Here is a 9,827-nt window from a genome sequence, read left to right on the forward strand (position 1 = left end):
CTCATGCTCGGTGTCAGCCCGGTCGCCATTGCCGATCGGGAGGTCTGGGAGAAATGGGTGGTCGAGCCGCGGCTGCCGCCCGACGTCGCCGATCTCGGCACGCTGCTCGAGCCCAATCTCGAATTCCTGCAGCAGCTCAGGCCCGACATCATCCTGTCCATGCCGTATCTCGAGGGCATCAAGCCGCTGCTCGAACGCGTGGCTCCAGTGACGACGATCGGGCTCTATACCGAGGCCGGGCAACCCTATCGGCGCGCGCTCGAGGCGACGCGCCAGCTCGCCGGGCTTGTCGGCAAGGAAAGCGAAGGCGAGGCGCTGATCGCGGCGACAGACGCGTATCTTTTGGAGGTTCGCCAGCAACTGGCGCCGCTTTCGGCACGGCCGATCTATGTCGTCAGCTTCCTGGACCCCCGCAATGTGCGCGTCTACGGCGCAAAGAGCCTGTTTCAGGAGGTGTTCGACCGCATCGGGCTCAGCAACGCGTGGACGGCCGAGACCAACTATTGGGGGTTTTCGACCGTCGGCATCGACGGGCTGGCGACATCCAGCGATGCGCGCCTCGCCTATCTCGAACCCTTGCCTGAGGGCGCCGGCGGCACGCTGACCGAAAGTCCGGTCTGGAATGCCATGCCCTTCGTGCGCAACCGCTCGATCATGCGCCTTCCTGCCGTCCTGATGTTTGGCGCGCTTCCATCCGCGAGCCGTTTTGCTCGGGTCCTGGCATCGGCGATGACCGCGGAGGCCGCCCATGGCTGAGGATGCTGCCATTGCCCAAAGGGGGAAGCCTGCGTCGGCCGGCCGGGCCCCCGTGTGGAGCTTTTCCAGCAATCAGCCGGTAGGCGCGATCCTGCTTTGCGCGGTGCTGCTCGCGGCTGCGGCAGCGGCAACCGTCTCGAACCTCACCGTGCAACTGCCATCGGCGCTCTGGCTCCAATCGCTCGCCGCTCCCGACATCGCTGACATGCGGCAGGTGCTCGTCCACTATGCCTTCCTGCCCCGTCTTGCGATCAGCCTTTTGTGCGGTGCGGCGCTCGGGCTTGCCGGAACTGTCCTGCAGCAGGTTCTGCGCAACCCGCTCGCCTCGCCTGAAACCGTTGGCGTCTCGGCCGGCGCCTATCTGGCGCTGGCACTGGCGACGCTTCTGTCACCGTCCCTGCTTGCCTTCGGCCGCGAATGGGTGGCGCTGGCCGGCGCATTTATGGCCCTTGCCGCCGTCATCGCTCTGTCCTGGCACAAGGGCCTGTCGCCGCTTTCGGTGGTGCTGGCGGGGCTTGTGGTCAGCCTCTATGCCGGCGCCATCGGTGCCGCTCTCATCGTGCTGCGGCATGAATGGCTGGCCAGCCTGTTCATCTGGGGCGCCGGTTCGCTCGGCCAGCAGGATTGGTCGACGACGCTGTGGCTTTTGCCCCGCATCGGCACTGCTGCGCTTGCGATCTTCTTCATGGTGCGGCCCCTGACCCTGCTTGGCCTCGACGATGAAGGCGCGCGCAGCCTTGGCGTGCCGCTCGGCGCCTATCGCTTCGCCGGACTGGCGGCCGCCGTCGCGCTGATCGCGTTTGTCGTTGCCGCTGTCGGCGTCATCGGCTTCGTCGGCCTGGCCGCGGCGACGCTCGCGCGCATCGGCGGTGGCCGGCGGCTTGGCCAACAACTGGTGATGGCGCCGCTGATCGGCGGCGCGTTGCTGTGGGCCGCCGATCAAGGCGTGCAGATCGCCACCGGGCCGCAAGGCGACCTGCTGCCGACCGGAGCGATCACAGCACTTCTCGGTGCGCCGCTGCTGCTCTGGCTGCTGCCGCGCCTTGCGCTTGGCTCGGAAGCCCCGACCTTGATGGCCGTGCGCCTGCCGCGCGCAAGCCGGCCCGGCCTTGTTCTCATGGCACTCGGCCTGGCTCTGCTTCTGCTGCTCGGGCTGGCCCTGCTCCATGAACCGGGTCCGCATGGCTGGACCTTCGCCTTCGGCGACGAGCTGCAGCCTTTGCTGTCGTGGCGGTGGCCTCGCGTGCTTGCCGCGCTGAGTGCCGGGGCGATGCTGGCGCTTGCCGGGCTGATGATGCAGCGGCTGACCGGCAATCCGATGGCCAGCCCCGAAGTGCTGGGCATCAGTGCCGGTGCCGCCCTTGGCATGATGGTGGCGCTGTTTGCGCTCGTCGATGCCGGGCGCCCGGTTCAGACGGCGGCGGCAACGATCGGGGCCTTCGCCGCTTTGCTGGTGACGCTGGCGATCGGCCGTCGTGCCGCCTATGCGCCGGAGCGGCTGCTGCTTGCCGGCGTTGCCCTGACGGCCTTGTTCGACGCGCTGATCCTGGTGCTCACCGCGACCGGCGATCCTCGCGCCATGCTGCTGCTCAACTGGCTGACCGGTTCGACCTATGGCGTCGATGTCGGTGACGCCCTGCTGACCGGTGGTATCGCGGTCTGCCTCTTCGCGCTCGCGCCTTTCTTCATGCGCTGGCTCGACATCCTGCCGCTCGGCTCCGCCGCCGTTCAGGGCCTTGGCATCAACCTGAAGAGGGCGCGGCTTCTCGTGCTGCTGGCCGTCGCGGCACTCACCGCGGCTTCGACGCTGATCGTCGGTCCGCTGACCTTCATCGGCCTTATGGCGCCGCATCTTGCTCGTCGCCTTGGCCTTTCCCGTGCGCTGCCGCAGGCCATTGGCGCGGTGCTCGCCGGCGCGCTGATCATGGTCGCCGCCGACTGGGTGGGCCGGATCGCCATCTTCCCGCGCCAGATCCCGGCCGGTCTCGTCGCCACGTTGATCGGCGGCCCGGTGCTGATGTGGCTGCTGCGCCGCCGCTGACCGTTTTGCCTGGAGATATCCATGTCCAAGATATCCATGTCCAACGCGACGCCAGCCCTGATCGCCAACACGGCGGTCCACGATCTTGTTCCGGCGCAGGGCGGCGCGCCCTGGCGGATATTCCTGCATGTGCCGTCCGGGCCGGTGCCCGAGGCCGGCTGGCCGGTCCTCTACATGACCGACGGCAACGCCGTCATCGGCACGGCGGTCGACGCCATGCGCGCGCAGGCCTTCTATCCCACGGGCACCAATGTCGGCTGGGGCGTCATCGTCGCCATCGGCTATCCCGTCGACGGCGCCTATGATCCGCTGCGCCGCTCATGGGATCTCGGCCCGCCGCCAGGCAAGACCTACCCGCCCTTCCACGAAGGCACGTCCGAAGTCCGGACCGGTGGGGCAGGGAAATTCCTTGCTTTCATCGAGGATGAGCTGAAGCCGTGGGTCGCCAGCCGGGTCACGGTCGATGCCAGCCGCCAGGCGCTTTACGGCCATTCTTTCGGTGGCCTGTTTGCGCTCTACGCCCTGTTCACGCGGCCTTCTTCCTTTCAGACCTGGATCGCGGCGAGCCCCGCCATCTATTGGGAAGAGCGTGCCATCGACCGCTTTCTCGAAGCCTTCGAGGCCGCCATTCCCGATGGTTTGGCGGCGACCATGATCCTGTCGGCCGGCGAGTACGAGACCGAGAAGCTGGCGCCGTTCCAGATTGGCGCCGAGGACGAGGAAAAGCGCCTGAAGCAGAAAAAGGTGACACGCACCGACGCATTCGCGCGGGCAATGGCGCAGCGTCTTGACGCTCTCCCGGGCGTGCGCGCCAGTTTCGAACTGCATGCCGGCGAGAACCACATGTCGATCCTGCCGGTCACCGTCAATCGCGCGGTGCAGGCGGCGTTTGCGGTGAGGAGGGACACCGCCCTTTGCTGAACGCCGCAGCAAGACGGTCGGCGCTGTCATTCCTGTGAAGGGGAGGCGCTCAATCGGCGGTAGGAGACGCCGCCGAAGTTTGCCGTCACAAAATCCGTGACGGACATCTTGCGCTTGCCTCCGTCGCTGCAGGCGTAAACCGGCCAACCGGCATCGCTGCATTCGCTGGCAGCGCAGATGCGCGCCAGGCAGTTGCCGATAGTCAGCCGGAAGCCGCCCTTGCCGGCAAAGCCTTGCAACAGGCTGCCGTCCGCCGAGCGCCATGTCCGCGCACGGAATTCCGCCCGCAAAAGCAGTGGTTCGAGAGGGACCGCAAGGTTGTTTTCGCCGGCACGCCCTGCGAACTGCAGACGGAAGCGCGCCATTGCGGTCGCGTATGCAGTCACAAGATCGGCTTGGCGAAAATAGGCGGTTGCCAGGCTTGGGCGGTCAAGCAGATGAGACGTCCACTCGCCTGCCCCTACCGGCCTCACCAAGGCAACAAAGGCAAGAAAGGCGAAGCAAGCTCGTGACATTTCCAGCAGCCATATCTGTCTCGGCGTGCCGGTTTGCCCCCCGGTTGCCCTCCCATAACATCTCGCCAATCGGCGCCCGGCGCAAGCCGCTTGCTAAGGCAGTTCAGAAGGCCGCCGAGCAAGGGATCCTGGAGCCGAAGACGGTGACCCGCATCGACGAACCTGTGCGGGCGATCGCGAGAGGGTGGCGGTGTTTGCGGCAAGGGATCTTGACCAGCCCAGGGTTTCCTAGCCGATGCGAGCCGGCGGCAGCTCGAACAAAGTGGCGCCGTTCTCCCGGCCGCGCTCGACATAGCCGATGACGCCGAACCATCTTGCGACATCCGGCCCCTGGAGCCAACTGCGCGAATGGATGGCGAGGTTGCCGGCGAGCGCCTGGATATGCCTGATATGCCGCTTGCAGAAACGGACGGTCGTGGCCCGGAAGAAGTCCTCCCGTGCGGCGAACAGCGTGTCGGCGGCGTCGCTGTTCTCATGCCAGGCGATGATCGCCACGGCCTTGTCACCCTCGACAAGCGCGTGCGCGCGGCCCTCCTTCAAATTCATCATAAGGTTGTCGTAGGCGATCTTGCTGTCCTTGCCGGCAGCGACGTATTCGTCCGACATCCGCTTCGACAGACCGCGAAAGACATCCTCCAGATCCCCAAGCGTTGCTGCGCGTGCTCTCATTTCTCCTCCTAGCACCCCAGCAGGCAGTTTGCCCTAAGGTTGGGGGATCACCAAGCAAATCGAATCCGCTGGTGGCAGAAGAGCGCAAACTTGTTTCGCTCGACGATGTGTGCGGCGGGCGCGGCTAGGTGGTGGCCACGTCGAGAAGCTTCGCAAGCAGGCTCACGAAGGCGATGAACTCCAAAGCACGCTCGGCGTCATCGTTAATGAATCCGTGTGCCCTCGGATTTCGTAGACCTGACACCGCGCCGCTGAATAGTTGCATGAAGCCCTTCTGTTCATCCCTATCGCTCTGGTCTTGCAGCGCGTTGAATTTCAATATGGGGTTAGATGGACTGAACGCCCGCTCCATTAGTGTCGTGCCGTCGAACTCAAGTCCGCTACGGAGACGCACCAAGCCGTTGAGCGCCTTCACGGCTGCCTCTACGGCGTTAGCATAATGGCCATCCTGATATAGCTTATTTGCCGCACGCGCGATTTCCCGATGAAGATCAAGGCCATCGTATGCACGTGCTGTCCTTTCGATACTGCTCTCGCCTTCGTCGCCGAGACGTTCCTCAAAAATTTCGATGACGGACTTCAGCGTGGTGATGCAACTCGTCACCTTGTTCTCGACCGTGCTGATGTTGCCGAGAAGGGAGTCATCCATCCCGCTGTACCAAATACCAAACACCGGTTGAAAGGTTTCTACGCTACATTCAGAATATTCCAAAGTATCAACTCCGAAAATATCTCGAAGCGTTGAGTTTATCTTAGTTGAGTGACTATCTAGAATGTTACGTCCGTCCTTTTCCGTCAATGCGAAAACATTGAGAGTAGTTAGCTCGTCAAGTCGTCGTTTGAGCTTTGGAAGCGCTGCGCGGAGCTGCGCATCCGACAATACGGCAGTTGGACGTGCAGTTGCTATCGGCTGGCGTGCCATGCTCTTTCCTTGCAAATCTGATTTCGCTGCACCGGCCCGATGCGAGGGACACCTTCCTTCAGGTGTGGATTCAAGCCGGCGCCTTGACTATCACAAGATACTAGTTGCCTGCTCCTATTTGACTTGACGAGTGGTACTTTAGCACCTCGGGGTTTAGACTGGGGAAAACCTTCACGGCGCGGTCGAACGCAAGTAGACTCTCCGACCCCAGTTTACGCGTCAAAGAATTTGCTCGTCCGTTACGTCTTCGGCGTCTCTCATCTGTTCGCCAGCCTTCGGCTGGCGAACAGCGACTTTCGATAGCGTTTCATCTTCATCCGCTACTCTAACCTCCGAAAGCGCGACGTGCTTAATATTCGCTAGTTGCAAAGCGCTACGCCTCGCCTCGCGCTCAAATCTCTGCCGTTGCCCAGATGGGAGCAACTGAACGAAATCCAATATGGTTTCGGTAGGTCTAGAAATGAACTCAACCACAGCTAGGCAATATAATGCTTGGTCTAGATAGTCTTTCGATCTTTTTCGGTCAAAATCGGCAGGGCTGGATGTGATCTCTAGCTTATTCGAGACATCCACATAGACCGACGAAAGTCGAGCTTTCTCTCGCTCTCTATCAGATTTTTTGTACATCTCACTCAATTCATCATTATCACGTGTATCAAGAACACCCATGATTGATTGTGCCACCGCGATTGGATCCGTTCGAAGGATGTATGGCGACAACAATTTCGACAGTGTTTGCATTTCTTCCCAGCCTTGATCGCCCGGCGATAACATCTCCGCAGCTAAATGCACGCTGTATAAAACGGATAGTTTCCCAGATAAATACCAAGGAGCGTCCGATATCGCATGCTTGCTTAGGTGCCTATATCGATGATTGAAAATGCGTTCTGGGAGATGGGCTTTGCAGTAAATGATAAGGTATTTTGACGATTCCTCGACGGACAATATAGAAATATGACTGCAGACAGCATACTTTTTGCGTCGATGAAGGCTCTTCGCGCTCTCAACTAACGATGTGATATTTTCTAAAATCGCGGTAAGAGGTCCGCTTTCGCCGATAGGACTAGCTGCTGGTTGCGGCTCGAAAATATTGTAGTTCGCGTCTACACGATTAACTCTGTCACCAGATGTGGAACTGTTCATTGCGCCAGTCGGTCGACAGACCGTAGAATTACCGAAGCGCCTGCCGCAACGGCCGCGAAGCTCGCCCGTCTGCTCTGCCGGCCAATGTCGGTCATAAAGTCGTCGATCGAGTTTCTGACTACGACAGTGGCAGCGCGGACGCCAAGTCCTGCTGCAACAACGCTGGATGCGATTGCCAGATAGGGCAGATATTCTTTCATTGTGTCCCCCTCATTAGTTCCACGAACGCCGCCAATCTCGGTCAATAGTTGTGCGCGCGCAAGCTTCGCCTCGAAAGGGCATGCTTGAAAACCGTTCCCGTCCGGAGCGTTTTCACCAGCCTTCAGAAGCCAGCTCGAACCGAGAGCGCGCCATCGGCGAACCTGGTGCTTGTCACCGCGGTTCATACCCACTGGAATTCGCGCGCGGGCAGCGAGCCCGTTACTCCACTGCGAGAGGATAGTGTCTTGGATCAGCACGTCAATCGCCGCGTCGTCGTTTCCGCATCAACTGCTATCGCAGCGACCGGTATGTTGGCCGCAGGAAATATCTCCGCCGAGGCGCTTGTCGCCTCTCGACGAGAGGCGGCCAACAAAACTGTCAAATCCGGTTGAAAAAACGTCAAACTGATGAGCATCGATACGATGAGCAGCATCGAAAAACACAACAATATCAAAGAAGTAGAATGGTGCCCAGAGGCGGAATGGGCAGAATGCAGAAAAAAGACAACAAAATCAATGGCACTGGCAACCGATTTGCGCGGCTTGTGTATCACCGAGGTGTTGCAAAGTCGAGGCTCATCGTAGGAAGGGCAGGGCGTGGCTGCGCGCTTCAGTATGACACTGACCTCGAACGTCGGGCTACAGAATACTGCTTCAGATAGAATGGCGATGCTCCTAGCATAGCCCTCGTGAATCACCCGTTCGCCGGGGGATCTCCAGAGGGCGCGCTTGTCGGCGCTATCCCGCCTGTCGCCGCATGAGGCGAGCTCGTCTATGCTCGCAAAAAGCATGGGAGGTGTCATGACTAAGCTAACAGGCGCTGCGGATATGGCCCGGTCCGTTGGTGTTGATCCCAAGGCATTTCGACAAGCTTTGAGAGACGCGAAGTTCCCTTGGCACAAGCACAACGACGACTGGGTTGTGGAGCTGGATAGCTCAGAGCACTCGTCGATGCGGACCGTGCTTGTAACGCTCCTCAAGCGGAAGAAGCCTCGCCCCACCGAGAGCTAATGGCTGAAAAGTCATCCCGCAGAAGCGGCCCTCGTTTGTGCAAACAGGATAGCGACAACGGAGTATCCATAACGCGCTACCCTGAACGGCTTCCATTGACAATAGGAAAATATTCCTCTATACTGACTGCGGCGAGCTGCGTCGGCTGACGCGGTTAGGCCAGACCTTAACAGGAGTATTGACATGCCTTTGACAGATCGACCCGACACACCATGTCGGCACCACTCAAATCACACCACAAGGGGCCTTCTGGCCCCTTTGTCATATATGGAGGCAGGCCAATGAATGTCGCCTCCGAAACCACCCGATCGTTGATCGTCTTCGGCAGGGATGACGCTCGTAAAACCCACGCCTCGGTCTTCTTGCTGCCCGAAGTCGAGGCGGCAGAAAGCGCGGCTAGGCTGATGGGGATGCATTCGCATCGCGTTGAGCCCGGCGAAGCACCCGAGATCGTCATGCGCCTTCCGGCTGGCAAGCTTTTCGACAGCGGCAGGGCTTTCGTGCCGTTCGTCAAATCGGAAGTCTATGCCCGTATCGCGACCCTAGCGGGCGTCGCTGACGAGCGCGACAATGGGTCGGGCGACGACAAGGCCGTCGACAGCCCCGAAAACGCCTCAGCGGGCTCGCCTGAGGCCGTGGCGGGCCATGGCAGGGGCGACGGTGGCGGCGGTGCCGCTGGCGGTAACGATAGCGACCTTTGGGCAAAGCTGGCAGTCGGCGACATGGTACTGGCATCGGAAGGCCCCGACGAGGGATACTTTGAGGCCCGGATCATGAAGGCGAAAGCCAAGGGCATTTTCACGCTGAAATTCAGGGACTATCCGGATGCAGCCCACGTCGACCGCAGCTACTACCAACTCGGCCTGATCCACCCGCGCCAGCTGGCGAAGAAGTAAGCGGTCTTGCAACGGGCCGGGTTCGTCCTGGCCCGTCACCCCTCAACCAGACATCCATTCGAAGGAACCACCCCATGACATGCTCAAAGGAGCGCGTCGGTCGGCTGTCGGCGGCTGATCGAACCACGCGTATTCGAACCCTCAACGACCAACTGCGCCAGACCGGTGCGGGCGGCCGCATGGTAATGACCGCCGGTGTCGCCGCACTGCCTGCCCAAGAGATCGGCGCCATTCTGCTGGCCATCGCCAACTTCGATGCATTCGACGAGAACAACGATCCATGGGGCCAGCACGATTGCGCTCTGCTGCACGTCGGCGAGCGGCAGCTGTTCTTCAAAATAGACTACTATGACCGGGCGCTGGTAAACCTGTCGCCCGATGCATCCGACCCCGCTGTGACCATTCGCGTGATGACCGTCATGCTGCCGGAGGAATACTAATGTTGCCCTCTGCACAGGGCACAGGGGCACAGCCGCCGGTACATCTAAGTCGCCTTTGGCCTTCTGCCGGACGACAAGGGCATAGGCTGCCGCGCCCCTTTGGCAGGCTCGATCAAAAGAGCCGCGGCGGGCACACCAAGGACGGTTGCCAAAGCATCCAACGTATCGATGGTGACGTTCTCCGAGCCTCGCTCAATGCGGCCAACGTAAGATCGATCGATCTCCGCCGCCAATGCCAGCCGCTCTTGCGACAAACCTTGCTCTGCCCGGAGCTTGCGGAGATTCCAGCCAATGATCTTGCGCACATTCATTG

Annotated in this window: 13 protein-coding genes; 7 read left to right on the forward strand and 6 right to left on the reverse strand. The window is 60.9% G+C overall.

Annotated features, from left to right (window positions below):
- The 3 genes from EN925_RS10180 to EN925_RS10190 all read left to right on the forward strand — a co-directional run.
- Window positions 1-756: ABC transporter substrate-binding protein (locus EN925_RS10180; protein ID WP_128336504.1), on the forward strand; the 756-nt coding region annotated here is incomplete at its 5' end.
- On the forward strand, window positions 749-2,797 hold the full coding sequence (gene fhuB / locus EN925_RS10185) for a Fe(3+)-hydroxamate ABC transporter permease FhuB (RefSeq protein WP_082826648.1): 2,049 nt from the start codon (window positions 749-751) through the stop codon (window positions 2,795-2,797). The genes EN925_RS10180 and fhuB, both read left to right, overlap by 8 nt.
- A gap of 21 nt (window positions 2,798-2,818) precedes the next feature.
- On the forward strand, window positions 2,819-3,718 hold the full coding sequence (locus EN925_RS10190; protein WP_063170037.1) for an alpha/beta hydrolase-fold protein: 900 nt from the start codon (window positions 2,819-2,821) through the stop codon (window positions 3,716-3,718).
- Window positions 3,719-3,744: 26 nt separating this feature from the next.
- On the opposite strand, the gene EN925_RS10195 is transcribed toward EN925_RS10190, so the two are convergent.
- The 5 genes from EN925_RS10195 to EN925_RS10215 all read right to left on the reverse strand — a co-directional run bounded on the left by EN925_RS10195 (window position 3,745) and on the right by EN925_RS10215 (window position 7,167).
- Window positions 3,745-4,083: a hypothetical protein gene (locus tag EN925_RS10195; protein WP_084016304.1), complete on the reverse strand. Its 339-nt coding sequence runs from the start codon at window positions 4,081-4,083 to the stop codon at window positions 3,745-3,747.
- A gap of 378 nt (window positions 4,084-4,461) precedes the next feature.
- Window positions 4,462-4,902 (reverse strand): hypothetical protein, encoded by a 441-nt coding sequence (locus EN925_RS10200; protein ID WP_013533589.1) that lies wholly within the window; start codon window positions 4,900-4,902, stop codon window positions 4,462-4,464.
- Between the two features lie 124 nt (window positions 4,903-5,026).
- On the reverse strand, window positions 5,027-5,824 hold the full coding sequence (locus tag EN925_RS10205; protein ID WP_127368068.1) for a TIGR02391 family protein: 798 nt from the start codon (window positions 5,822-5,824) through the stop codon (window positions 5,027-5,029).
- A 219-nt stretch (window positions 5,825-6,043) separates the two neighbouring features.
- Window positions 6,044-6,967, reverse strand: coding sequence for an AbiV family abortive infection protein (locus EN925_RS10210; protein ID WP_127368069.1), 924 nt, complete (start codon window positions 6,965-6,967; stop codon window positions 6,044-6,046).
- Complete coding sequence (locus EN925_RS10215) at window positions 6,964-7,167, reverse strand: hypothetical protein (protein ID WP_127368070.1); 204 nt, start codon at window positions 7,165-7,167, stop codon at window positions 6,964-6,966. Before EN925_RS10215 ends, EN925_RS10210 begins: the two co-directional genes overlap by 4 nt.
- A gap of 246 nt (window positions 7,168-7,413) precedes the next feature.
- On the opposite strand from EN925_RS10215, the gene EN925_RS39610 reads away from it, so the two are divergent.
- The 4 genes from EN925_RS39610 (at window position 7,414) to EN925_RS10225 (ending at window position 9,514) form a co-directional block, all read left to right on the forward strand.
- Complete coding sequence (locus EN925_RS39610) at window positions 7,414-7,560, forward strand: hypothetical protein (RefSeq protein WP_164753410.1); 147 nt, start codon at window positions 7,414-7,416, stop codon at window positions 7,558-7,560.
- Window positions 7,561-7,590: 30 nt separating this feature from the next.
- Complete coding sequence (locus EN925_RS39615) at window positions 7,591-7,752, forward strand: hypothetical protein (RefSeq protein ID WP_164753409.1); 162 nt, start codon at window positions 7,591-7,593, stop codon at window positions 7,750-7,752.
- Between the two features lie 707 nt (window positions 7,753-8,459).
- Window positions 8,460-9,074, forward strand: a complete 615-nt coding sequence (locus EN925_RS10220) for a hypothetical protein (protein WP_127368071.1) — start codon at window positions 8,460-8,462, stop codon at window positions 9,072-9,074.
- 74 nt (window positions 9,075-9,148) lie between these two features.
- Complete coding sequence (locus tag EN925_RS10225; RefSeq protein WP_127368072.1) at window positions 9,149-9,514, forward strand: DUF3768 domain-containing protein; 366 nt, start codon at window positions 9,149-9,151, stop codon at window positions 9,512-9,514.
- A gap of 44 nt (window positions 9,515-9,558) precedes the next feature.
- Here EN925_RS10225 and EN925_RS10230 read toward each other — a convergent pair whose 3' ends face one another.
- Window positions 9,559-9,825, reverse strand: coding sequence for a helix-turn-helix transcriptional regulator (locus tag EN925_RS10230; protein WP_127368073.1), 267 nt, complete (start codon window positions 9,823-9,825; stop codon window positions 9,559-9,561).
- Between the last annotated feature and the right edge of the window lie 2 nt (window positions 9,826-9,827).

Origin of the sequence: Mesorhizobium sp. M7A.F.Ca.US.006.04.2.1 (genome assembly GCF_004022915.1) — a bacterium.
GTDB lineage: Bacteria > Pseudomonadota > Alphaproteobacteria > Rhizobiales > Rhizobiaceae > Mesorhizobium > Mesorhizobium ciceri.

Bases quoted from the DNA above. Each gene is read 5' to 3' on its own strand.
- fhuB (WP_082826648.1), top strand. From the start codon at position 749: ATGGCTGAGGATGCTGCCATTGCCCAAAGGGGGAAGCCTGCGTCGGCC.
- EN925_RS10190 (WP_063170037.1), top strand. From the start codon at position 2,819: ATGTCCAAGATATCCATGTCCAACGCGACGCCAGCCCTGATCGCCAAC.
- EN925_RS10195 (WP_084016304.1), bottom strand. From the start codon at position 4,083: ATGGCGCGCTTCCGTCTGCAGTTCGCAGGGCGTGCCGGCGAAAACAAC.
- EN925_RS10200 (WP_013533589.1), bottom strand. From the start codon at position 4,902: ATGAGAGCACGCGCAGCAACGCTTGGGGATCTGGAGGATGTCTTTCGC.
- EN925_RS10205 (WP_127368068.1), bottom strand. From the start codon at position 5,824: ATGGCACGCCAGCCGATAGCAACTGCACGTCCAACTGCCGTATTGTCG.
- EN925_RS10210 (WP_127368069.1), bottom strand. From the start codon at position 6,967: ATGAACAGTTCCACATCTGGTGACAGAGTTAATCGTGTAGACGCGAAC.
- EN925_RS10215 (WP_127368070.1), bottom strand. From the start codon at position 7,167: ATGAAAGAATATCTGCCCTATCTGGCAATCGCATCCAGCGTTGTTGCA.
- EN925_RS39615 (WP_164753409.1), top strand. From the start codon at position 7,591: ATGAGCAGCATCGAAAAACACAACAATATCAAAGAAGTAGAATGGTGC.
- EN925_RS10220 (WP_127368071.1), top strand. From the start codon at position 8,460: ATGAATGTCGCCTCCGAAACCACCCGATCGTTGATCGTCTTCGGCAGG.
- EN925_RS10225 (WP_127368072.1), top strand. From the start codon at position 9,149: ATGACATGCTCAAAGGAGCGCGTCGGTCGGCTGTCGGCGGCTGATCGA.
- EN925_RS10230 (WP_127368073.1), bottom strand. From the start codon at position 9,825: ATGAATGTGCGCAAGATCATTGGCTGGAATCTCCGCAAGCTCCGGGCA.